Origin of the sequence: Roseimaritima multifibrata (assembly GCF_007741495.1) — a bacterium.
GTDB classification, from domain to species: domain Bacteria; phylum Planctomycetota; class Planctomycetia; order Pirellulales; family Pirellulaceae; genus Roseimaritima; species Roseimaritima multifibrata.
The window spans coordinates 1,551,434-1,575,091 of sequence record NZ_CP036262.1; the positions used below are offsets into that span (position 1 = coordinate 1,551,434).

The window sequence follows — 23,658 nt, forward strand, 5'->3', positions numbered from 1 at the left end:
TCGTGCTCAAGTTTGGCGAGCACCCTGCTCTGCCAAAGAATGCGATTAATCTGTTGGGAGAACCAACTGGGACCGATTAGGCCCAGTTGGTGTCTGCTTTAGTGTTCGCTTGGCAAATACAGAGTCCAATGCTCACCATCGAATGCAGCCCAAATATCGATTTTGGGGAGCGGGAAATCAGTGAATTCGATCTCCTGGGTGATAAAGGGTGCATCAGGACTGTCAGCCTTTGCGAAGAGTGTTGCGGCAGTCCCTTCCGTTCGTTGAAGCGTCCAGAAGTGCATCTCTTCGATGCGTGAATCTTTAAGAGCTGCCTGGCGAAAGCTTTTGCTGCCGATCCATGATGCTATCGCGTCGATTAGCCAGTACGCTTCACCTCGTTCAGCGACATGCTGAACTCCGAGCGTGTAGATCACTCGTCGATTGAATGAGTGTCTGTATCGCTCCAAATCCCCAGTAAAGTGCTGTAGTTGTGAGTAGGTTAGCTGTGTCATGATCTTGTCTCCTTTCGTTTGTTGGATCATGCCAGCTGACTAGCCGCTCCGTTTGGCGTTGGTGCAAGGGTCTTCGCGGGTACCGCGACATGGCGAAGCCTAGCGCAGCGACGTGCTGCAGCCGTGCCCTTGCAGCGTTGCCAAATGGAGCGGCAAGCTGCATGAATATCCAACCAATGGAAGGAGATAAAAGAAACATGCCAATGCCACACTCTGGAACTGCATCGGTTGGAGATTTGTGAATGATGCAGGAGCTAAGAAATTCGACGATGACGCTACTGAGAGTTGTACGTTGAAATCCGCGCTAAAATTGTGGAAAGAGAATGAAGCGGCAAGGTTGTCCCAAATTTGGGACAACCTCTTTTCAGCGTGTGAGAGCTGGCCAGCGGGCGAGAGTTGTGTCGCGAACGGCGACCACATCATCATCAGTAATGCACGCGAACGGAACACTTGTTTCAGAAAACGACCACTCGTAACGGGCCAGTTCCCATCCGGATGCGTCGGTGAAAACTTCGATCAGTGCCCCGCTCGCACAGGCTTGCCGTCTAAATAGTGACGGAGCCCGCTTGGCTCACGCCTAAGTTCCAGACGCATCGAGTTTCGTTGCTGTTCAGTCATGGTCCGTCCTCTTGGGTTTAGATTTTTCAGTTCCCGTAATCGTTCCGGACAGCAGTAGCACCGGCAAGTTAGAGACGCAACAAAATTGTTGGCTCCGTGCGGAGTCACAGGTTTTGACTTAGGCTCCCATTAGAAGATCGCAATTTGCGACGATACGACAGTAAGGAAAACCGCACCGCCGTGTTGTCGGCGATACGGTTGGCGTTTGCCGGGATGCAGAACTACTGCTCTCCTTCGCCCACGTTGTCGTCGGCGTCGGTTGATTTGCGGTCGGCGGCTTTGAGCTCCGTGATCCGATCGGCAATCTTGGCGTACAGAACACCGAGCTTCAGGTTATCAATCTCGCCGAGACTGTTGGTATCTTTCCACTGCCCGTCTGCGGTGGTATATCCGCGGGAGTAAACAACGGAGTACATCGGCGGTTTCCCGTCTTTGCCCTGGTTGCTCCAGATCGTGCCTTTCAGCAGTCCGTAGCGAAGTGTGTCGGCTGGTTGTTTTGAGTTTGTCTGTGTCATGGTCTTGGTCCTTTCTTTGTTGGTTGACCTGGCCCGTGTTCCCGCCGCGTGACGGATTCCGTCTGCATGGGGTTGGTGCGGCACGCAGGCGAAGCCGAGTACACGGCCCCATTGCGGATCGGAATCCGTTTCGTGGCAGCGTGACATGATCGTCATCCCATCAAGGCAAGGAGCAACGCCACTGCTCACTGTTCAATGCCACATCAGCTAGAGCAAATCAAGCTCTGACGATTAAAAGCAGACGTTTGTGTGCATTCAGAGAAAACGAACCGTTCGCTTGCCGCTTGTTTCGCCCGTCGCGGCTATTTGAGGAAAGGTTGGCGACATCATCGCGAGAGACTAATCGCTCACTCGGTGGTTGTACGGCGAAGCGATGATCGGTATCGCGGGGATCGTACCGATCGCAAATCAGCCGATGCTGGCACCCACGCGGTAAAGTAGGAGAGTGATAGTGCTCTGCCATACCGCCCAACCGTTCCCGCCGGAACGGTTGGGCGTTTTTTTGGGGGATACCGACACGGCGATTTGAATTCGCATCAATCTTTGAAAAATATTGTGCGCGGTGGTGGAAGCGGTATACTGGAACGTAGGCATGAACGCACTGCCCCGCGTTTGTCCATGTGAAAGCCGCCGTCCACTGCCCCGGATGACGGCTTTTTTTCTTGATCAGGCTAGCACCGAACGCGAAAAAGGGGGCAGCCGGAATTAAAGCAGGCGCGAAACCGCTGCTAAAACAAGTCCAGCTGTGATGTTGGCTGTGGCTTCCCTCCTCCTTCGTCTTGAGATATTTCAGGTAAGGCTGCTGGCTTCGTTTCAGTTTGTCGTGTTGATTCCCCGTTGAACGTCTCCCCCAGGATCAAATCAGCCGATTTCTGAGCGGCGCCCGCAGCTCCGATCACCAGACGCTTGTCACCTTTGAGAACGTCGATCCAGCTTTGCAAGTAAGAGGCTGACTGCTCAATGGTTGGTGGACTAATCCCGCTGGCGGCGTTTAAGAACGCCGCAGACATTTCCGCGATCAATTCCTCGCGGCTGTAATTTGGACTTCCAAAAGGTGCAAGTGTTTGATCGAGACCACGGTCAAGGCGGCTGCTGTGTCCTGTTGAATGGGAAAGCTCGTGAAATAGGGTGCTGTAATAGTTTTCGCGACAATCAAATTTTTCAGGATCAGGCATGTGAACGCTATCGGTGCGAGGACGGTAATACGCCCGTAGTCCTCCGTCGTGCTCAATGATCGGTTTTGACAGGTATCCGTTTATGATGCGTTCAGCTTCGACAAGCGGTTCGAAGGGAACGGCATTTTGATCCGCTTTCGGAGCGTCGGGAATCTCGATCCCATCAATTTGCTGGACATTAAAGGCGGTGTAGTGCTTGAGAACCGGAAGGGTGACGTCTTTTCCGGTCTCTTTGTCTTTGGTTTCGTACATTTTCCAGAATGTGACCAAGCTGCCTTTTTCGCCTTTGCGGACTTGCCCGCCATTGGCAAGTGCCTGTTTGAACGTCATCCAGTAGTCGGATGAATAACCGCCACTCCAGGCAGCCATGCCGAGCAGCAGGACATTGATCCCTCGATAGCGTTTGCCGCTATCCATGTTTTTGGGGAACCCGTCGCCGCTGCCGCGTTGGATCGGATTGCGCCAGGGTGGTGTCCCCTCTTCCAGGTAACCAATGATTTTGTCTGTAACCTCCTGATAAATGTCGCGTTTCGGTTTCTTCGCGTAGTTCTTCTTCTTTGCCATGCCGCCCTACCTTCCGGTGGCGGCGATCTCTGATGTGCGTCTCATGGGACTGCCCTTTCTTTAGTTGGTTTGACCCGTGCCGTTTTTGGCACGGATTGATTTACACTGTCAACGACATTTGATTCATGTCTACGGATTCCGTCGACGGCTCCCGCGACCATGCGACCGCCTCCCAGGACTGGGGAAACCCATCGAGGCTCAAGCGTCCGCGAAACATGACCGCGATGCCCTCGGCAAGCTGTGATCGACCGCAGCAATTTTCTGAGCGTTCGGCATAGGCTTTATGCATCAGTGCGAAAACAACTGCGTCACCGTCCCCTTGCTCGAAGCAATTGTCGAATCCGCGTGTATAGATGTTCGCCCAGGGTTCATCAGCAAGTTTGCGGATTGATTTTGCGGCATGGTGGACACGGAGACCGAAGCCTGGCAGGGTTGGATAGGGGTTCTTAGGTTTGTAAATGGTCATGATGTTGCCCTCCTTAAGGCTGCTGTGGGGTTTTGTCTGTGAGTTCGTGGCACGGCTCGGTGTTAGCGTGTGCCCTGATTTCTTTCTCGTAGGATGAGAGTTCGTTTTCGAGTTGGTTGATCAACTCGGTTAAATGTTTTTGAGGAGAAGCAGCATTCAAAAATGCGTTCAACCGATATCCAGTGTTTGCGATTTTGGTCAGATGGATTTCCTCCTCGTAGGATGAAAGTTCGCACAATCGTTCCTTAATGGACTCCGCTTGGTTCGCAACGTCCCGTAACTTTTTTGCTTGTCGGGTGAACTGCGAGAGCGGAACTTCGCGAATGTGAATGATTTCGTTGTGTGGCATGATGTTGTTTCCTTTCAATTAGAGATTGGGGTTTATGAACGAACGTGAAGCCAAAGGCGTAACGGGTCGCTCATAATCCCCATGCTGGAAAATGATTAAGCGGGGGGAGCACCGCCAGTCCCGAATTGCCGGAGGGGGATCACCCAGATTCCGCAGCACAGCGGAGAAATTTGGGGACACCGGCAAGAGCCGAAGGAGAGCGAAGCGAAGGACTTGCGAGGCGGGACCGAAGGGGTCCTAACGACTCAGCAGCAGCGTCTCTCTGCCGTCTGGCACACCGCCAAGTGAAAACAATTGACAGCCCTTCCGCAGTTGTGCTTTTGTAGCGAGCATGGACCCGACGAGTACATTCAATGCGATGCTGGAAGCATACGCCAATAGCGACCATGAAGAGGCTCGCGAACACGCGACCAACCTGATGGACTGGCTCCTGAAGGGCGGATTCCCGCCACGATTCTTCTTGGCCGCCAAAAGCCAGAGCGTCTTTGAACTTTCAACGAATTTCGCTGAGCAAGCATCTGCAGAAGTGTGCCGCAGGATTTTGCGCGACGACAATTTCGGACCGGATGAAACGGGAGGCGAGTACTGCGATCCGGAACCGTCCGGTCCGTGCCATCCGTCAGAGCTGATTCGCAACCAATGTGATCTGCCGTAAAGATGCAGAGCAATGATTCACTCAAAGAGCAGGTCAGCCAGCTTACCGGCGAGGTCAAAGTCCTGCGAGAAAGCGTGGACGAATTGAAGACGGCGCTCGAGTGGGCAATCCGCAACGCAAGGATTACTGTTCACTTCGATGAGACGGCAAATTCACAACCAAGCCAAGTTGCGGAGCCGCCCCCTACTCCCGCAACGCATCAAAAACAACTCACGCTCAATTTCGAAACCCAAGCGACATTCAAAGTTGCCGAGCAGCTTACAGCGAGTGAACAGCCGGGTAAAAACGTGTTGTCCATTGAAGATTACAAAGCCCGGACGCGAGCGATTTGGGACGCGGTGAATGCCTGGATCATCGAATTCACACCCAGCATCGAGTTTGATGCCCATGAACTGGGCGTCTATGAAAAGATCAAACCCGAATCGCAGGGCAGTTTTTCCGATGAAGATCAGGAGCGTTTGCTAAAGGACGACTATGCCCTAGCATGCGGCGTCGCGATCGCCGTTGAAGACGCTTCGATCCTGATGGAGGACCACGGTCACGCTGACGATGCGGAATCGCTGACACGGGCCTACTACCTGGCAATAGCTCTAAAGTCGGCCGATTTCGACCTCGAGCACTACTTGCCTGGATTTCCTGTCCACTGCATGGAACGTCCATGAACGAGAAAAGCGGTCAACCTTTCGGCAACCGCTTTGGTGGTTCAACAAAATGCCAATTATCGGACGATGGATCCGTTTTCGATCCAGAATATCCACTGGGTTCCACCTTGAGCCAATCGTTGATGACCTGGATTCATCGACCAGCAATGCCCTCCTTGATTCCCGCGATTACCCGTCACCGGGCACGAGCAGTGGAGAAACCAGCGCCCGGACGCGGGGCCGAGTGCTCCGCGTGAATGGCATTGTTACGCCGAGCATTTGTAGCCGCAAGTCGTGCAGTTGCGATGGGCAGGAACCCATGGTTCGCCAAGCTACCTATTGCCAGTTTTTACGCCAATCAGCGCGCGTGCAAGTCGGGCATCGTCGGCAAGAGCAAATCGAACTATCTGCTCAAATTCGGTATTCGAGATGCTCGACTCCAAAGTCACAAGAACACGATGTTCAGCAGTTGGTATACCCGTAGACTGATGGGGGCGATTGTCACGATCGACTGCAGCTACGAGTTCCCGTGCTAGTTCTTTGTCGCGTTCCAATAGTAACTCGATTCCAGCTACGAATGTCGGCAAAGACACATCAGACACCGCAACTGAGACACGAGATGCCGCGATAGACGGTATATTGCGGTGAAGTGATGTCACGTCGAACGCTGGTGTCGCGACTTGGCCCTGCTCGGGTTCGTCCGCGACCAAGATAGACGGAATACCAACAAGCATCGTCAACAGGGTGAATACGGCTGTCCTGTACATTGAAGTCTCCATTTCAAATTTAGGTTTGTGCATGCACTGTGGCGAACGTTAGAAATCACGTGGAACGGGCGAAAGAGTTGCAAGCAGACAAGTAAACGCACCACCCGTTCTCGCGTGCATTTCATGGTTCTGTCCCGAGGTTTCTCAATTGGACACTTTGCAATTCGGGAGCTCTGCTTGAAGCCAATTTCGCCCGGCGTCGGTAGTTTCCGTACCGCGCAATGATAATTTTTTTAAGGATTTCAGGTTGGAAAGATGCTTGAGACCATCGTCGGTGATGGCAGTATCGCGCAGCTCAAGGCTCTCCAACTTAGTCAGTCCGGAAAGATGAGACAGGCCCTGATCAGTGACTTGAGTGCCACTAAGTTGAACCCACTCAAGACTACCAAGATGTGAGATATGGGAAAGACCAACATCCATGAGTGGTGTGTTGTTCATGGGCAAACCCTTGAGTCCTTGGCAGTTCCGCAGATGCGACAGGCCTTCTCCCGACACGTTCGTGCCATTGAGCGCGAGCACTTCTAGTTCGGTCAGACCAGAAACATGGCGCAGTCCTTCGTCTGTAATCTTCTTGCGGTTCATTAAAGTTAATTGCTTCAGGGCGTCGAATCGCTCGACCACCTCCAAATCGTCATCCGATGGATCAGACTTATCATCGAAGTTCACGATCCAAACCGTTCGCACGTAGTCCTCGCCGGTCAGGTCGATCAGCCAAACGGGAGCCGGGAGATTGGGGCCTTTCCTCCAGTTCATGTTTGTATCGAGTGTGTAGTCATATGAAACGAATCCACCAAGCTGCTTGACTCGGTCAATCGCTTGCTTCTGTGACCGCGCCCGACTCGAAACGACAGCAAGCCAAACGCTGACGACAGTGACGACGAAGAGAAGAGACCGCATGCTGAAACGCAGCCAGCGACGGTGGCTCACTTTGGTAGACGATTCGAGACTGGATTCGGCCAAATTCATGTGAAGGTTCAGAGACAGAACGGTGGACATCACGGGGCACGGAAGGTTGACGATCCATTGCGAGAAATGCCGCAAGCCGTGCTCCCATGCATGTACGCCCAACATGGGCGTGATGTTGTGGGGTGCCCCTGCCTTCGGGCAGGTCAGTCCCCTGTGTTTAGTTCCGGTAACTCTTTCAGGGAGTCATCATACCAGATGAATAGCTCGTAAGAAAACAACACGAGGTGAGGGCAACTGCGGGGAGGTGACGAACCGTGGGAAGGAAGCCTGCGAATGTGTCGGTAAGCTGGCAAAGAAACCGTCGCCAGCCACATTCTCACCAAGACCCGTCAGGTGACGTACAGAAACCACATAGAGGCCGGTAGCTCCAGGCGAGTGTCCATGCGAATGCGAAGCCGAACCGGAAGACGGAGTGCAGGTAGATGTGGCACTTGGGCGGGGATACATCACGCTCTTATTTGGGGAGATCTGCCAGCGTACCCGTGAGTAGGGCTTGCCCGAAAGGCGGGGCGACCGAGGTAACTTGGCTCGTGCTCGGCAGAAGTCAGCAGAGGCCGTAGTACCGGACTTTCGCAACCCAGCGAAACCGGGAAGGGCTGAACGATTCTTTACAAGGCAATACTATCCATGACCTCGACGCGTTCGAAACACATAGAAGCCAGCTCGCGCAACCAACAAGGAGGCGAGCACTCAAAGGCCCCGTGCTCTTCGCAGCTCCAGTCGGAGAAATCGTCGTCGGCGGCCGTGGAACAGCTAACCTTGGACATTGTTTCAGAAGATTTGATGGAACAGATTGTGGACCCTGAAAACTTCGAAACCGCTTGGGCGCGAGTCCGAGCCAATCGTGGGGCTCCGGGACCGGACGGGATCACGCTCGACGAGTTCCCCGAGTTGTTCCGCTCGCAGTGGGCGGAGATACGACAACAACTGTTGGAAGGAACTTATCAGCCGGGCCCCGCCCGGCGTAAGTCGATTTCCAAAGACGACGGCGGCCAGCGCGATCTCGGAATACCAAACGTAATCGATCGCCTGATCCAGCAAGCCGTTTTAATAGTTCTGACACCGATCTTCGATCCGACCTTTTCGGATTCGAGTTTCGGTTTTCGACCGAACCGCTCTGCTCATGGAGCAGCTAAGCAAATACAGTCTCACATCCAAGCCGGTTATCGTCACTGTGTGGATATGGATTTGTCGAAATTTTTCGATCGAGTTCAACATGACGTGTTACTCAGCCGAGTGGCACGGAAGATTCGCGACAAACGATTGCTTGGTTTGATCGGACGGTACTTGCGAGCGGGCGTGATGGTCGACGCTCAGTTGCAGCCTTCGATCGAAGGGACGATGCAAGGCGGACCGCTTTCGCCGTTATTGGCGAACATCTTGTTAGACGATTTCGACAAGGAGTTGGAATCGCGCGGACTTCGCTTTGTACGCTACGCGGACGACTTCCTGGTGTTTACCAAGACCAGGAAAGCGGCCGAGCGCGTATTCGATTCGGTAGGTCGTTATTTGACACGGAAACTGAAGCTGGTTGTCAACCAGCAGAAGAGTCGCATCTGTGGTACGCACGGAGTCGAGTTTCTCGGCTTCGAATTCCGCGGCCTCGGAGGCAGCATTCGTGTGAGTCCTAAGAATATCGCCAAGTTCAAGGAGCGGGTGAAGGAAATCACACGCCGCAATCGCGGCGTGTCGATGACCAGTCGCCTGCGCGAACTACGGCCGTATTTCAACGGCTGGGTAGGTTACTTTCGTTGGGTTCCGATCAAGAGCACCTTCGGTGACTTGGACAAATGGGTTCGGCGGCGCATCCGCGCGTGCTACTGGAAACAGTGGCGTAAGCCCAAGGCCCGCGTCCGGAAACTGTTGAGCTTAGGAATCCATCGCAGGGTGGCATGCTCGCATGGTAACAGCAGCAAAGGGCCGTGGTTGATGTCCAAAACTTGGGCCGTGCATCAAGCACTGTCTATGGACTATCTCACGCAGTCGGGACTGCCTAGTCTGTTAGAGATCTGGAGCAAGTTTGCTGCGAAGAAACGAAACGCCTAGTGCGGATCCGCATGCTAGGTGTTGTGGGAGGGGTCCCGGGCAACCGGGCCCCTATCCCGATGTACGCCCAACATGGGCGTGATGTTGTGGGGTGCCCCTGCCTTCGGGCAGGTCAGTCCCCTGTGTTTAGTTCCGGTAACTCTTTTCAGGGAGTCATCATACCAGATGAATAGCTCGTAAGAAAACAACACGAGGTGAGGGCAACTGCGGGGAGGCGACGAACCGTGGGGAGGAAGCCTGCGAATGTGTCGGTAAGCTGGCAAAGAAACCGTCGCCAGCCACATTCTCACCAAGACCCGTCAGGTGACGTACAGAAACCACATAGAGGCCGGTAGCTCCAGGCGAGTGTCCATGCGAATGCGAAGCCGAACCGGAAGACGGAGTGCAGGTAGATGTGGCACTTGGGCGGGGATACATCACGCTCTTATTTGGGGAGATCTGCCAGCGTACCCGTGAGTAGGGCTTGCCCGAAAGGCGGGGCGACCGAGGTAACTTGGCTCGGGCTCGGCAGAAGTCAGCAGAGGCCGTAGTACCGGACTTTCGCAACCCAGCGAAACCGGGAAGGGCTGAACGATTCTTTACAAGGCAATACTATCCATGACCTCGATGCGTTCGAAACACATAGAAGCCAGCTCGCGCAACCAACAAGGAGGCGAGCACTCAAAGGCCCCGTGCTCTTCGCAGCTCCAGTCGGAGAAATCGTCGTCGGCGGCCGTGGAACAGCTAACCTTGGACATTGTTTCAGAAGATTTGATGGAACAGATTGTGGCCCCTGAAAACTTCGAAACCGCTTGGGCGCGAGTCCGAGCCAATCGGGGCGCTCCGGGACCGGACGGGATCACGCTCGACGAGTTCCCCGAGTTGTTCCGCTCGCAGTGGGCGGAGATACGACAACAACTGTTGGAAGGAACTTATCAGCCGGGCCCCACCCGGCGTAAGTCGATTTCCAAAGACGACGGCGGCCAGCGCGATCTCGGAATACCAAACGTAATCGATCGCCTGATCCAGCAAGCCGTTTTAATAGTTCTGACGCCGATCTTTGATCCGACCTTTTCGGATTCGAGTTTCGGCTTTCGACCGAACCGCTCTGCTCATGGAGCAGCTAAGCAAATACAGTCTCACATCCAAGCCGGTTATCGTCACTGTGTGGATATGGATTTATCGAAATTTTTCGATCGAGTTCAACATGACGTGTTACTCAGCCGAGTGGCACGGAAGATTCGCGACAAACGATTGCTTGGTTTGATCGGACGGTACTTGCGAGCGGGTGTGATGGTCGACGCTCAGTTGCAGCCTTCGATCGAAGGGACGATGCAAGGCGGACCGCTGTCGCCGCTGTTGGCGAACATCTTGTTAGACGATTTCGACAAGGAGTTGGAATCGCGCGGACTTTGCTTTGTACGCTACGCGGACGACTTTCTGGTGTTTACCAAGACCAGGAAAGCGGCCGAGCGCGTATTCGATTCGGTAGGTCGTTATTTGACACGGAAACTGAAGCTGGTTGTCAACCAGCAGAAGAGTCGCATCTGCGGTACGCACGGAGTCGAGTTTCTCGGCTTCGAATTCCGCGGCCTCGGAGGCAGCATTCGTGTGAGTCCTAAGAATATCGCCAAGTTCAAGGAGCGGGTGAAGGAAATCACACGCCGCAATCGCGGCGTGTCGATGACCAGTCGCCTACGCGAACTACGGCCGTATTTCAACGGCTGGGTAGGTTACTTTCGGTGGGTTCCGATCAAAAGCACCTTCGGTGACTTGGACAAATGGGTTCGGCGGCGCATCCGCGCGTGCTACTGGAAACAGTGGCGTAAGCCCAAGGCCCGCGTCCGGAAACTGTTGAGCTTAGGAATCCATCGCAGGGTGGCATGCTCGCATGGTAACAGCAGCAAAGGGCCGTGGTTGATGTCCAAAACTTGGGCCGTGCATCAAGCACTGTCTATGGAATATCTCACGCAGTCGGGACTGCCGAGTCTGTTAGAGATCTGGAGCAAGTTTGCTGCGAAGAAACGAAACGCCTAGTGCGGATCCGCATGCTAGGTGTTGTGGGAGGGGTCCCGGGCAACCGGGCCCCTATCCCGATTTTTTTGTTCTGCCGCGTTCTGCGTATGCCCGGACAATTTTTGGCATCGTGCAACCGTGAGTGTCCTGACGCAGCCGCACGATTGTTGATTTCGGTTTTCCTCTTCAATTATCGCCATGGACGCCGGACACATACGGAGCCAGTTGTTCTTCGGTGAATCCGGTCTCACGTAAATGCGTGACTATCAAGTGAAGGTATTCGGCAACCAAGTCGAGGTAAACATGTTTGTGCTCTTTTGCGATGTCAGCGTGCGTATTTGTCGCACGCATGACGAACACGGGAATCACATCGTAATTGTCGCTCAGGTAGAGGGCAATGATCGTGTTGATATATGAAACGAGTGGATACCAGACAGTGTTTCGTTTGTAGCATCCGTCGGGAGGGACACCCGCGCGATTAAGGCGTCCATGAAGTTGTTCGAGTTGATGCTGAACTGTGGCCATCGAATGTGTTCATTGAGCGACGTCGGTTTAGTGGCAGAACGATACGCATCAGTGGGGACGGGCGGACGAATTGCAAGCAGATGGAAAAACGGTCCACCCGTCCTCCACTGCATGCGATGGGTACGCCCGGCATGGGCGTGATCGTTTTGGGGTGCAAGTCCTCTGTACGAGATTGGAAACTTTCAGGTGTCAGTATACCAAATGATCGACCACGAAAGGGAAGTACTAGACGAGGGCAACTGCGGAAGGGCGACCGACCGTGGAGAGGAAGCCTGCGACCGTGTGCGTAAACGCCGGGTTTGTTTGTCGCCACCCGGACACGGTCTCGTCAAAGCTGCGAGGCTACGAACAGAAACGTCATACAAGGCCGGTTCGGTCAGGCGAGCACGCCCATCCGTGCGAAGCCGTCCCCAATCGATCGTTCAGGTAAATGGCGAGCTTGTGCAGCGATACATCACGCTCTTATCCGGGGAACTCTGCACAGCCTGGTCGAGGCCAGGCGTCGCTCCGACGAGTAGGGCTTGCCCGAAACAACGGAACGCGGCGGCGAAAGCCACCGTGGGCGGTGCAGAACTCAGCAGAGGTCATAGTACTGAACTTCCGCCTCCAACGGAAACAGGAAGGACCGAACGATGAAGAACAAGGAGGAGCCATCGGCCCACTCACGGCGAGGGAACCCCTCGGTGCAAGTTGATCTGTATTTTCCAGACAACGTCGGCACCGAGACCACCGGTTCACCATCCCGACCGGGAGATACCGCTGCGACGCGGGCCGGGCAGCCAGCCTTGAGCAACTCACTAGAGTCGCTGATGCAGCACGTGGTCGCCGACGCCAATTTCGAAGCCGCTTGGAAGAGCGTGAAGCGAAACCGCGGAGCCCCTGGCCCCGACGGAATCACGATCGCGGAATTCCCGGACTGGTTTCGTCCTCGTTGGCTGTCGATTCGGCAACAGCTGCTCGATGGCACGTATCGCCCCGATCCGGTGCGACGCAAGACCATCGACAAGCCCGATGGCGGCAAGCGTTTGCTTGGTATTCCAAACATCGTCGACCGCTTGATTCAACAAGCCATCGTCCAGATTCTCACGCCTGTGTTCGATCCGCACTTTAGCGACTCGAGCCACGGGTTTCGGCCTAAACGCTCGGCTCACGGAGCCGCCAAGCAAGTACGTCGGACGGTCCGGCGTGGTTACCGCTTCGTAGCGGACTTCGATTTATCGAAGTTCTTCGATCGAGTCCAACACGATGTCTTGATGTCGCGTGTGGCTCGTCGAGTTCGCGACAAGCGGCTACTGCAATTGATCGGACGCTACTTGCGAGCCGGTGTGATGGTCGAAGGTGTGCTGCAACCGACCGATCTAGGAACCCCGCAAGGCGGTCCATTGAGCCCGATCTTAAGCAACATCCTGCTTGATGATCTGGACAAAGAACTGGAACGTCGCGGGCTCCCGTTCGTTCGCTATGCGGATGACTTTGCGGTCTTCGCGAAGTCGCCTCGAGCGGCCGAGCGGATCATGAATTCGGTCGGACGTTACGTGGCGAAGAAACTTCGCTTGGTAGTCAATGAGGAGAAGAGCCGCGTGTTGGCTTGCACTGAGTTCGAGTTCCTAGGGTTCTCGTTCCCGAAGTCGCGAGCGAACATCAACGTGTCTGTTAAGTCCATCCTTCGCTTCAAACAGCGTGTCCGCGAGATCACCGGCAGAAGCCGAGGGATCTCGATGGACCGCCGACTGGGCGAGCTGCGACGATACGTTCGCGGCTGGATGGGTTACTTCGGGATCGCGTCGCAACTGAAACTGTTCGATAAACTCGACCAGTGGATTCGCCGCCGCATTCGGATGTGCTACTGGAAACAGTGGAAACGACCGAAACGTCGTCGAGCGATGTTGATTCGATTGGGAGTCCCTCGCCGCCAAGCGATCCGTCACGCACGCAGCCGCAAGGGGCACTGGCGTATGGCTAAAACCATCGCCAGCAACGTTGGTCTGACCAACAAATGGCTCCAAGAGGAAGGCTTACTCAGCTTGAAGACTCTGTGGGCACAGCTTGCTCCACTTCGTCGAACCGCGTAGTGCGGACCCGCACGCTACGTGGTGTGGGGAGGGGCACCGGAAACGGTGCCCCTTACCCGATTTACCCGCCGTTTTGGTCACTCGCTACCGGAATGCCGGTCGACAAAACGCTCGAGCTCGCGACCAGATTCGACTTTAAGTCCAGCAGGAATTGAAAGTGCGTCGAGACGAATATCATTGGCAACCCAAATATCCACAGTGACAATTCGCCGGTCACACTTGCAACGACCAGTGAGCAGGTCATCAGAGGGGCAGTATTTGCGAACAGACCAGTCGATTGACAGTTGGGCAGGAATTTGCTTGTCGGCTCGAGTTCGAGCTCGGAATACGGTCTGCGCCTCCTCCTCTGGGTTGTCAACAGTCTTGGTGCCAGCATGCAGGACAACCTTTGCGGCGGAACGCCCCTCCGTGTCAGCAGCAAGCGATGCTAAGTGCTGGTTAAGCTGTGCAGTGTCACCTTGAAAGTAGGCGGTGTTGCCGTGACCGGATATCCATCCGCCAATGCATCCGGCACCAGCCTCTGCTATGTCGCGTCGCCCATATGACATCGTGAGCGCCTGAGCGACAGTTCCGGCAAATAGGCATGCGGCCAGAGAAGCGGCACAAAACAGCGAGATTCGCATCGACGTACATCCTTGTATGGAGTGAAACGAGAAATTCTGTCGGGTAACTTATTCTTTGCCGGACGGACTGGGTGAGAATTAATGGTTTTGGGGTGTTCGCGGCGGTTCGGCAGTGAGAACAAGTGACTTATTCTCACCGGTTGCGGAGTTGTTCTCACTGCGTCCGTCCACCACCAGGACTTATTCTCGCCGCTGAATGGGGCCAAGGCAAGGTTCAATCCCCGCTTTTGATAGCTATTCAATTACGATGCGAAGCCCGGATGGACGCATTCCCCATTTTCGCAGATGCTTTCCGAGCATTCCCACCTCCTCACACCCCTTTCAATTGCCATCCTGTTTTACGTCGTATAAAGTGGGATATATGACGTAAAAGCTGGTCGTTCACCTGTGTTTGGGCGGTGCTTCTTTGCAGCTTTGATTCGCGGCAGTGACCAAATATTTCTCGCTTCGTGAAACTCGGTTGATTTTGATAGCTGCCACTCCATGTCCGGCCCAGCGTTCGCTTGGCAGCCGAATCCACCTGACGCACTGAGGGTTAGCTGAAAACGCAGAAACACGATTTGTCGCAACGGTGCGAAAACGCAAACACGTTCGCATGGTTCTACTTCCTCCCGTACCGGCAGCCCACTGCAAACATGTTTTCACGCTTACCAGTAAATCCACATGCACGCTCTGGCGTTGAAAAGTGTCGACGCAAGCACTTTCCGTCGTTCAACAGGTTTTCTGTGGTTACGATTTGATGGGTTCTGGGGTGCGATTGCTCTCTCGAATTGTCCGTTGCAACATATCGTTCCAGTCCGCTCCTGGATCTGGCGGAAAGTAGGGGACAACCTTCAGCTTCGAGTTGCTTAGCGCGTCGGCAATCCGCCGGGCAAGTTCGTGTCCGGCTTTGTCATTGTCGAGTGCCAACAGAATGCGAGTAGAATTGGTTGGCATCCGGGATGCGGCAGATTGAAGGGCTTCCAGCTGCATTTCACTTACCTGACCACCGGTGGAGAAAAATCGTCTTTTTTCGATTCCTTCGATCGAAGCTAGGCTGAGCATGTCGATAGCGGTTTCACACACGACCATTTCGCAGTCCGTTTCGCGGGGCCGGCTGCAGGCAAGCCCCTTCAAGCCGTTGGGGCTGAAACCCGTGAAGCTCTTTTTGCTTGCACCACCGTTTTTGATCTCAAAACCGCAGAGCGTTCCTTTGGTGCTGAAATGTGGGAAGAGGGCATTTGAACGACTGTCGATTCGAATTCTGTCTCGGAAGAGAGGAGCGGTTTGAACTTCAAGAGCTATGCGGCGGTACTGGGTCAAATAGGGGTGGCCACTGGCACCAATTGATCTTGCTTGCATCCATGCCGCTAGAACCTTCGTTTCATCGTGAGTTGATGAAACCAGTTTGAACGGCAAGGCAGAGGGAACTGAAAAGCTCGTTGGATCGTAGGCACGAAGCGTTTTGCGTACCTCGCCAAGTGTTCCGCCGTCCAGCCACTGACAGAAATCGATTATGGACCCGCCGCGTCCTCCCTTGTAGTCATAGAAGATAAATGTTCCTTCCGTTGACTTGCTCACGCCAATCTTTTCATCGCTTGGACTTCTTAGGACAATAGCACTTCGACTGCTGGCCCGCTGATCGATCACAAAGCTCCGGCTCTGGCAGTACTGAACCAAATCCAATCGTTTGAATGCCGCAAGTTCTGAATGTCTATCCATTCTTAACTTTACAACGGTTCGTCCCGGCGAATCAACGCTTCACGCAAACTCATCCACGCGAATTTTTCCAAAGGCTACACGCAGTCGTGTCCGCTTAGCCTCGCTTCGTTGGTGCCGCATCTGCAGCTGCTCGGCAAGCAGGGGCGAGCGGGCTATTTGTCGGGGCGGCCGAAAGTAAGTGTTGATTGGTTTCCCGATTCGATACCTACAATGCGAACCGTCTTGATGGGCTTTGCGACATCTGTTTGTCTTCCCGACGCCCCCTCAGGCTTCACGTTAAAGACTGGCAATTCTGGAGTGACGGGGTGTTAAATATTTGTGTTAATGAGTGTTAAGGCTGTGGATAAGCGAAACAACGTATTGAAATGGCTACGGAATTGGTTTTATCCGGTGTGCGAAAGCACGAAGAGAAGTGGGCAGCTACACAGTTCGGGGTGTGCAAAAGCACGAACAGCCTTCTGCAGCCAGTGCCGAGTGTGCAAAAGCACGAACCATGGTCTTTGCGAGTGTGATAGCACGAATAACTGTCTTGCGCGGGTGATAACACGAATGACTTGACTATTGCTTGAAAACGTAAGAGTATCGATTGATGACTCCGCAAGCATCCGCATCACGCCAAGTTTTACTGCCTGAACGGTACCCCGAAGGGGATCTGTTTATTTGCGATGTCAGTGATGCCATCCCAAAAAGTGACTTGGGATCGATGGAGCACCCGATCTTCAGCTTGTCGACGAAGCCGGACACGCAGCAACGGGTCTACGATCATGCCGGCGTCAAGATCACGATAACGCCCAGTAGCGTCGGTTTGGCGAGCGTGCATGACAAAGACATTTTGATTTATTGCATCAGTCAACTGGTTGCCAAAATGAACGCTGGCGAACCACTTGGCCGAACACTCCACATCCGAGCTCATGACTTATTGGTCACAACAAATCGGTCGACGGATGGTCGCGGTTACGAACAATTGATCGCGGCGATGGATCGCCTTAGTGGGACTCGGATCAAGACCAACTTGCGTAGCGGCGGTGAAGAGATCACGGAAGGTTTTGGACTTATCGATAGCTGGCGAATTCTGCGTCAAACCCAGTCGGGCCGGATGTCGGAAATGCGAATTAACCTATCTGATTGGATGTTTAACGCAGTTCAGGCGAGGGAAGTCTTGACCATTCACCGGAGCTATTTCCGTTTGCGAAAAAGTTTGGAAAGGCGGCTGTACGAGCTGGCTAGGAAGCATGTCGGGCGGCAGCACGAGTGGCGGATATCACTGGAGTTGCTTCGGAAAAAATGTGGATCGAATAGCACCTTAAAAGAGTTTCGTCGCATGATTCGTGCGATTGCAAAAGACGACGAAGCGAACGATCACATTCCTGATTACAGCGTTCGAATGGAGTTGGGGGCAGACGGCAAGCGGGAAATGGTCCGTTTTCAGAATCGAGGCACTTTGCCAGCGATGAAAACCGGTCCCGACATTGTTGTCCCTCCGCTTGATCCAGACACGTATCATGAAGCGAGGCTGGAAGCCCCAGGCTGGGACGTTTACGAATTGGAAAAGCAATGGCGCAGCTGGATCACGATGTCAGGCGCTGAGGCTCCTCGAAACCCAGACGCAGCATTTCTCGGCTTCTGCCGCCGTTGGCGTCAAACGAAACAACTTTAATCCTATCTGCTTGGACAGTTGGTTCTGGCAGGTCGGGTGCAACGATAAGGTTGGGCCCTGGTGCTTAATGCGTGGAGCAAACTCTTATGCTCCGTTCGTCACAAAAGTGTTGGTTGGTTTTGCTAGCAAAATTGCACGAACGGGGATGTTGAGGAACAGGAACAAGCAAAACGTTCAAAAAACACAGGAGAATGCGCGGGGGGTGGCAGAAAAGAAAAAAACTAACTTTCCAGGTTTCACGGTGGTCCGAAGCAAGTACGCTGGCTTCCTGTCGTCATAAATTACCTTCAAAGAAGCAATTGACAATGACTAAATCATCGTTTTATGCTGGCTCAATGGAGCTACCAAAGGGTATCGAATCCCGTTTAAAAAAGTATCAGGCTGACCCGAGTCTAGACTGCGAGAGAGCAGCTGATTACCGATTCGCCTGCGAGTACCTTCTGCAAACCGCGCAGATTGCGTGGTACGGCGAATGCAATTTTTCTGACTTGGAAGATGCGATCTACTGGGTAGATCGCTTAACCAATTATCCGATCGACGGGTTTCCTGACTCAAGCGAATCTGGATTGTCACCGGAAGACTTGGACGAGATCCACTGGAGGGCTCAGTCGTGGTACGAGGTTTTCAAAGCTACCGTGGCCAGTAATCCGAATGATTATAAGGACGACCCCAGTACCTTAAAAGAAGTCATTCGACGTGAAACTGACTTCTTTAACTTCTCCGAAAGCGAATCTGACGAGAATGAAAAAACCTTCGCAGATATCGGGACGCTCGACTATCTCTAAGCGTTTTCGCAGTTAAATTGATGAATCGCAGCGATGCGATCCCAGTTATTGCGAGGGTGCTGCTCAATCAGATCCAGAAGCGGATCTACTTGCTTGGAGTCGGTCGGATCATCGATAGCGACGAATGCATCGTAGATTCCCCGCAGGTCATTTAGGCTATACAGCGCCAAGTCACTGAGCGTTGTCTGTTTTGCGGGGAAATTGCTCTTTCTCCTCGCTTTGGCCATTTCGTATTTATAGTGATGAGTCAGTTGCCCGTGCCCGAAAATCGCCCTCCCCATCGAGGCGCGGTGGTCAGGCGCATCACCAGCCCAGGCTCTATGAAATCGGGAGTCATACCTGAGCGCTAGGTCCGCAATTTTGTCATCGGGATTGCTTTCCAAACTGGGTTTAAGTTCCTCCATGCCATCCAGCAAACGCTTCATTTCCCGCTGGATCGCGAGGGATTTTGCAGGATCGCGTGCGATCAACTTGAGTGCTCGCTTGGCGCAGAGAATTTCAATCCCGATGCGTAGCTCTAGATTGTCTGTAAGTTGGTCCAGAGACCAAATTCGACAGCAATACTTAAAGATTGTGGGATGGTGAGGGTTGGGTTTCTTGTAGAAAAGTCCATCTCGGCACAACTCCGTGTGAACTTGGTTTCGACCGTTTGGTGAGAGGTTACACGAATCAAGATCAGATTTTTTGACTTGGTGAGCGAAGGCCAGGACATCCGCGTCAAAAAGACCAACGGTTTCTTCCGCGTGAACGACAAACGCATCCGAATGAAGAACGTCACGCAGCAGGTCTTTGTATTCTTCCTTCAAAACATCGCAGATGATCGTGTTTGCCCGGTCGTGAGCGATCAGGCAGTCTGCTGTGGTGCCTAAAGGACCAGAGATCTTGTGAAGCGTCTTCTCAGTGCATCGTCCTGTTTTAAGAATGTTCCGGATCGTAGCTCGTGAGACTTTCGAAAGCCTAGCCAATTTTGCGATAGTCATTTCCTTTAGATCAAACAGACTGTTGAAGGTACCTAAGTCAATGGCAGGCATGGCAACTCTTCCATGGGGTAGAGGTGGGGAGGTGGGCGCGAAGCACTTAAGAACTTAATGGGATGAATTCAAGAAAGCAAGTTTCTTGGCTTGTATTCTGTTGATTTGCAGCTTGAGGACTTTTCCAAAAATGCCAGGGCAAGAATAGACGAAATTGCCGCTCTTGCTTCCTGTTTTCACCATGGCATTCTCGCCATCGGTTTCTTCTTAGAACTGCCAGTTGTCGCGACTTAATAGGTCTTTAGTATCAAGTCGGCAAGCGAGGTGCCCGGTATCCCGCAACGAATGAAGGCTAGGCGGTCGGACATGCTCGAACTTGGGTTTGGAACTCTACTGTTCCATGTATCAATGCAAGTCGTTGTATGCGTTTTGCAAATCACCGCAATATAGGACGAATCCAGATGCTCAATGGTATCCCGCAGGGTGGAAACTCAAACAATCATTCGTCTCGGAACGCTGACCGCAATGCGGGGCACCGTCGTCAGTCGGGGAGAAATGGGGCCGACGCGAAGCCCGAACGCTCGCCTCCGGATCATGGGCAAACGGAATTGCCGAAAATTGGGTTTAAGCCAGTGGCCGGTGATTCACAGTACTCGCCGTGCGAACTGACGGATGCAACCGAGAAAATGCATCGGAACTGCCTGCCGATTGAAAAAATCTCGCACAGTGAACGCAATTTAAAAAACCTGGCTGAAAACCCAGGGCACTACGCTTCCGTGATTTCTCAGCACCAACAGATTATTGCGAGTCACCTTGTGATGCTGGAAGAAGTCGAGGCGTGCCACAAGGGTCTACAGGAGGCAAAAAAGAAGGCAAAACGCCGCCGCGATTCGGCGCCGCCTCATAAGACCCACTATTCTTGGAACCCACGGTATCGAAAACAGCCGGGGGCGACCTCACGTCGGAAGCGAAAGTCCTGGAGCAGACTGGGAATCTTGACGTTCCCCTCTTTTCGGAAATGGCTCGGTGGCTTTACCGATGCAGGTTGGTTCGTGGTTGCGATAGCCTGCATGTTCGCAGTCATTCCGTTGATTTCGGTTCCACTTGAATTTCAGCTCTTTGCAACCCAGATCACCGCTGGGCCGCTTTTTGATCTCCCCGGAGCAACAAAGACTGCACCCACTATCCAACCCGGTTTTTGGGTCTGTGCCTCAGCGTGTTTCGCTCCGCTTATCTGCATGCTGATTGGGCTGAAAGTAATCAAACAGCCAGGGTTCTTTTGGTCAGACCAAGTCACGAAGTGGATGGGCATCAGCTTGTTTCTGGGAGCTTTGCTTGCCCTTTGGTTTTTTGCTTTTGTAACGTGCAGCACACCGGGCAGTAGTTCGATTACTAATCGCTTGCCACCCTCTAGTTCGGGCCTGCACTGGTCGCTCGTTGCCTTGCTTTCTTCAGTGATGGCTCTAACGAATACGTTTGCGATTTCGTGGGCGTGGGATTGGTTTTCGAAATTGCTGGAGGCCAAAGTGACGAAGTCGGTCCTACTCGATCAGGCGAATCAGGACCTGAGAAAAATCGGCGCAGCATTCGTTGCCAACCAAGCAACGAAACGGCAGATCACGGGGTTCTTAGAGCGATGTAAAAGTGCTGATCCCATTTTGCAGGGTGCGTTGGACAAAGCACGTCAGCGATTGTCCAGTGAGCAGGAACTTGCTGAGACTCTCCGTTCCGCCAATACGATGCTTGATCACGTCAACGAACTACTGGCGAAACTGAAGGGTGGCCAAACTTTGGCATGGATGGGCTTCGTCCTCGCGTTGACCCTGGGGTGCCATAACGCTCCACCACTACAGGATGGCAACCAGCAAGCTGGGGCGGCTGCTGAGCTTCCCGAGATCGAGTACTTCGTGTTCGATAATGGCGATTTCGCACCATCTACGGTTCGCGAGTTGTTGAAGGATATGGTTCTCAGTCGGTTACCTGGCGGAGCTCGCTTGTATGTAGTTCACGGATCTGACCGGAATTTGGCGGCTGCAATCGATGTGCCTTACGGAGATCAGATCCAGCGTGAAGCGAATCCGTATTTCGCTGCGGAGTGGCAAGGCATTGAATCTTTCTACAGCAATCCGCCAGTTCCCACTGAAACAACTCCATCGGTTATTGGGATCGCTCGGTCAGTCCAGGATCTTCGGAGGAACAAGCAAGCACCCTGCAAGATTGTCTGTTTGGGGTCGATCGTTTACCACGATCCAGAGTATGCCGGATTTTCTATGCGGAATCATCAAGTTCCGTCCACCGGATGGATTGGGGACAAGTCAGGGCCGTTTACTGATAACCCTTCCTTGCCTCGCAGTACTCAGGTGGAGTGTTTCGTTCCTTCTGGCAAGGTTGGCGACAACCTTCGTCACGGGCAATTGATTCGGGATTTCAGCGCGACTTACATTGCGAGTTTGAACGGGGCACATTTGACACGGATATCGCCTGACCTGTCTCTCGCGGGGATGTTCTCGGAATCCTTCATGCCCGTTCACAGTGGGCAGCCAGCAGGCGAGCAGGTCATTATTGACACTCGGGTGGAGGATGACGTTCTACCCGTGGAGACCCCCCGCAGCCGTGAAATCATTACGGTTCCGTTCGACGCAAGTGCACTGATGCCACGTCTGAGGTGGGAGGAGGGGTCCCTGCAACAAGTGATCCAGGATGGTGGAGGCGATCCAACGAAATTGTCAGCAATGTCGTGTGACGTATTTGTATGCGTCGACGGGAGTGGTTCGATGGTGCGTGTTCTGCGGGACTTCGGAAGCACGCTTGACCGTATTTGCGACGATCTGGGTCCGGTGCTCGGAAGGCTTCGAATTGGGGTGTTAGTAATTAGCGACAAGGCGTCGCGGCAGTTCCCTCTGCAGATTGTCACTGGCGGCTCACCGTCGCGAGCGAAGCTAAAGGAATTTACAACCGATATCGGGCCGTTGGGTGGAGACCCTGAAATGGGGCAATTGATACATGCGGGAAGCGAAGCGATCAAGACAGGCTCCACGCTAGATCCGAACCGAAGAATATTGATCGTCGCATCAGACTACATCAACGGTGACATCACGGACTTGTCGTCGAAGGTTGAGCGATGGCTTGCGTTAGCACCTGCTTGTAATCGTGTGCTGGCGGTTTGCACTAGCGCTGAGAAATCTGCCCAGTTTCAGCAGCTTTGCAATTCGGAGAACGCTCGAGCTGCTTCAGGAACGGACGCATTGATTGAAGAATTGACAAATATGACGAAATGATCGGGCAATGGTACCTGTTTGATTTGTTTTCGGTTTCTCGATGGAGGATTCAATTATGTCGATTTTGGATTTACTTCTTAAGCAATCTAGTGGCGTAGGGCTGGGCGCCAAGATCGTTGATCAGCTTTCGCAGGAAGAGCATTTCACGCTTGTCAAGCAACTGGAGGCATTGACGGACCGTGAGGTCAGCCATGTTGCAGGGAACTTGTGCGACGCATTAACCGGCGCGCGGTCGCTGGGGTACCTAAGGGCCTGCGGGATCGTTTTTGTTGCGATGACGCTCCTGTCGGGACCTCGTCAGGAACTTATCCAGGAGTTTGAGAAGGAAGTTGGGATCACGCGTTCCAAGCTATATCGCATGCGGCTGGTATGGGAAGTTTTCGGCCGTCGACTGAAAGATCAACCTGCGGTGCTAGAGCGATTCATCCCTCAAGCATTGAACAAATTGGCGGAAACGTGGGTATCGGATGACGCGCGAGACAATGCCATTGCTGCGGCTGAGCGTGGGGAGACCATCAACATTAAGGCTGCCGAGAAATTTACTGGACGTCGCCCGAAACCGGAAAGTTCGTCGACTGGGAAACGCTCCAAAGCTTCCGGTCCGTTGTTTCAACATTCTTCGGAGAGTGTAAACGTTGTCATCAAACGACGATCGAAGGGAAGTGCGGTCGACTTCCAGGCCATTGTCCTCGCTTTGGAAGAAGCACTTGCGAAAGCGCGGCAGGAGATGATCGACGTGAACGCTGGCCCGCTGCGAATCTCCGGTTAGTTGTTTTGCCACACCCATTTCACCGA

Annotated in this window: 20 protein-coding genes; 9 read left to right on the top strand and 11 right to left on the bottom strand. The window is 53.5% G+C overall.

Features of this window, described 5'->3' with window-relative positions:
* Positions 1 to 98: 98 nt before the first annotated feature.
* The 5 genes from FF011L_RS05810 to FF011L_RS05830 all read right to left on the bottom strand — a co-directional run bounded on the left by FF011L_RS05810 (position 99) and on the right by FF011L_RS05830 (position 4,181).
* Positions 99 to 494: a DUF6876 family protein gene (locus FF011L_RS05810; protein WP_145350729.1), complete on the bottom strand. Its 396-nt coding sequence runs from the start codon at positions 492 to 494 to the stop codon at positions 99 to 101.
* An 839-nt stretch (positions 495 to 1,333) separates the two neighbouring features.
* The gene (locus FF011L_RS05815; protein WP_145350730.1) at positions 1,334 to 1,627 is read right to left on the bottom strand and encodes a hypothetical protein; all 294 of its coding nucleotides are present in this window, start codon (positions 1,625 to 1,627) and stop codon (positions 1,334 to 1,336) included.
* Positions 1,628 to 2,355: 728 nt separating this feature from the next.
* Positions 2,356 to 3,366 carry an ArdC family protein gene (locus FF011L_RS05820; protein ID WP_145350731.1) on the bottom strand — a complete coding sequence of 337 codons (1,011 nt, stop codon included), beginning with the start codon at positions 3,364 to 3,366 and terminating at the stop codon, positions 2,356 to 2,358.
* 100 nt (positions 3,367 to 3,466) lie between these two features.
* Positions 3,467 to 3,832, bottom strand: coding sequence for a hypothetical protein (locus FF011L_RS05825; protein ID WP_145350732.1), 366 nt, complete (start codon positions 3,830 to 3,832; stop codon positions 3,467 to 3,469).
* A 13-nt stretch (positions 3,833 to 3,845) separates the two neighbouring features.
* Positions 3,846 to 4,181, bottom strand: coding sequence for a hypothetical protein (locus FF011L_RS05830; protein ID WP_145350733.1), 336 nt, complete (start codon positions 4,179 to 4,181; stop codon positions 3,846 to 3,848).
* A gap of 331 nt (positions 4,182 to 4,512) precedes the next feature.
* Here FF011L_RS05830 and FF011L_RS05835 point away from each other — a divergent pair, with 331 nt between their 5' ends.
* Entirely contained in the window at positions 4,513 to 4,836 is a 324-nt protein-coding gene (locus FF011L_RS05835; protein ID WP_145350734.1) for a hypothetical protein, read from the top strand.
* Between the two features lie 2 nt (positions 4,837 to 4,838).
* A complete protein-coding gene (locus FF011L_RS05840) occupies positions 4,839 to 5,498 on the top strand; it encodes a hypothetical protein (protein WP_145350735.1) in 660 nt (219 codons plus the stop codon).
* Between the two features lie 311 nt (positions 5,499 to 5,809).
* Here FF011L_RS05840 and FF011L_RS05845 read toward each other — a convergent pair whose 3' ends face one another.
* Entirely contained in the window at positions 5,810 to 6,244 is a 435-nt protein-coding gene (locus FF011L_RS05845; protein ID WP_145350736.1) for a hypothetical protein, read from the bottom strand.
* A 144-nt stretch (positions 6,245 to 6,388) separates the two neighbouring features.
* Positions 6,389 to 7,210, bottom strand: coding sequence for a leucine-rich repeat domain-containing protein (locus tag FF011L_RS05850; protein ID WP_218933035.1), 822 nt, complete (start codon positions 7,208 to 7,210; stop codon positions 6,389 to 6,391).
* A 759-nt stretch (positions 7,211 to 7,969) separates the two neighbouring features.
* On the opposite strand from FF011L_RS05850, the gene ltrA (FF011L_RS05855) reads away from it, so the two are divergent.
* Both ltrA (FF011L_RS05855) and ltrA (FF011L_RS05860) read left to right on the top strand, forming a co-directional pair.
* Positions 7,970 to 9,256: a group II intron reverse transcriptase/maturase gene (gene ltrA, locus FF011L_RS05855; RefSeq protein WP_218933036.1), complete on the top strand. Its 1,287-nt coding sequence runs from the start codon at positions 7,970 to 7,972 to the stop codon at positions 9,254 to 9,256.
* Between the two features lie 729 nt (positions 9,257 to 9,985).
* A complete protein-coding gene (gene ltrA, locus FF011L_RS05860; RefSeq protein WP_218933037.1) occupies positions 9,986 to 11,272 on the top strand; it encodes a group II intron reverse transcriptase/maturase in 1,287 nt (428 codons plus the stop codon).
* Between the two features lie 165 nt (positions 11,273 to 11,437).
* Here the strand turns inward: ltrA (FF011L_RS05860) and FF011L_RS05865 are convergent, their stop codons facing one another.
* On the bottom strand, positions 11,438 to 11,776 hold the full coding sequence (locus FF011L_RS05865) for a hypothetical protein (protein WP_145350738.1): 339 nt from the start codon (positions 11,774 to 11,776) through the stop codon (positions 11,438 to 11,440).
* A gap of 632 nt (positions 11,777 to 12,408) precedes the next feature.
* On the opposite strand from FF011L_RS05865, the gene ltrA (FF011L_RS05870) reads away from it, so the two are divergent.
* A complete protein-coding gene (gene ltrA, locus FF011L_RS05870; RefSeq protein WP_218933038.1) occupies positions 12,409 to 13,848 on the top strand; it encodes a group II intron reverse transcriptase/maturase in 1,440 nt (479 codons plus the stop codon).
* A 77-nt stretch (positions 13,849 to 13,925) separates the two neighbouring features.
* On the opposite strand, the gene FF011L_RS05875 is transcribed toward ltrA (FF011L_RS05870), so the two are convergent.
* Positions 13,926 to 14,471 (bottom strand): hypothetical protein, encoded by a 546-nt coding sequence (locus FF011L_RS05875; RefSeq protein ID WP_145350739.1) that lies wholly within the window; start codon positions 14,469 to 14,471, stop codon positions 13,926 to 13,928.
* 729 nt (positions 14,472 to 15,200) lie between these two features.
* Positions 15,201 to 16,172: a DUF3991 and TOPRIM domain-containing protein gene (locus FF011L_RS05880; RefSeq protein WP_145350740.1), complete on the bottom strand. Its 972-nt coding sequence runs from the start codon at positions 16,170 to 16,172 to the stop codon at positions 15,201 to 15,203.
* Between the two features lie 589 nt (positions 16,173 to 16,761).
* Between FF011L_RS05880 and FF011L_RS05885 the strand changes: the two genes are divergently transcribed.
* Together FF011L_RS05885 and FF011L_RS05890 are read left to right on the top strand one after the other, a co-directional pair.
* Entirely contained in the window at positions 16,762 to 17,829 is a 1,068-nt protein-coding gene (locus tag FF011L_RS05885) for a replication initiator protein A (protein ID WP_145350741.1), read from the top strand.
* 305 nt (positions 17,830 to 18,134) lie between these two features.
* Positions 18,135 to 18,614 carry a hypothetical protein gene (locus FF011L_RS05890; protein WP_145350742.1) on the top strand — a complete coding sequence of 160 codons (480 nt, stop codon included), beginning with the start codon at positions 18,135 to 18,137 and terminating at the stop codon, positions 18,612 to 18,614.
* Here the strand turns inward: FF011L_RS05890 and FF011L_RS05895 are convergent.
* Entirely contained in the window at positions 18,611 to 19,645 is a 1,035-nt protein-coding gene (locus tag FF011L_RS05895) for a hypothetical protein (RefSeq protein ID WP_145350743.1), read from the bottom strand. The genes FF011L_RS05890 and FF011L_RS05895 overlap by 4 nt on opposite strands.
* Positions 19,646 to 20,046: 401 nt before the next feature.
* On the opposite strand from FF011L_RS05895, the gene FF011L_RS05900 reads away from it, so the two are divergent.
* The gene (locus tag FF011L_RS05900; protein WP_145350744.1) at positions 20,047 to 22,863 is read left to right on the top strand and encodes a hypothetical protein; all 2,817 of its coding nucleotides are present in this window, start codon (positions 20,047 to 20,049) and stop codon (positions 22,861 to 22,863) included.
* A 55-nt stretch (positions 22,864 to 22,918) separates the two neighbouring features.
* Complete coding sequence (locus FF011L_RS05905) at positions 22,919 to 23,632, top strand: hypothetical protein (RefSeq protein WP_145350745.1); 714 nt, start codon at positions 22,919 to 22,921, stop codon at positions 23,630 to 23,632.
* Positions 23,633 to 23,658 lie beyond the last annotated feature (26 nt).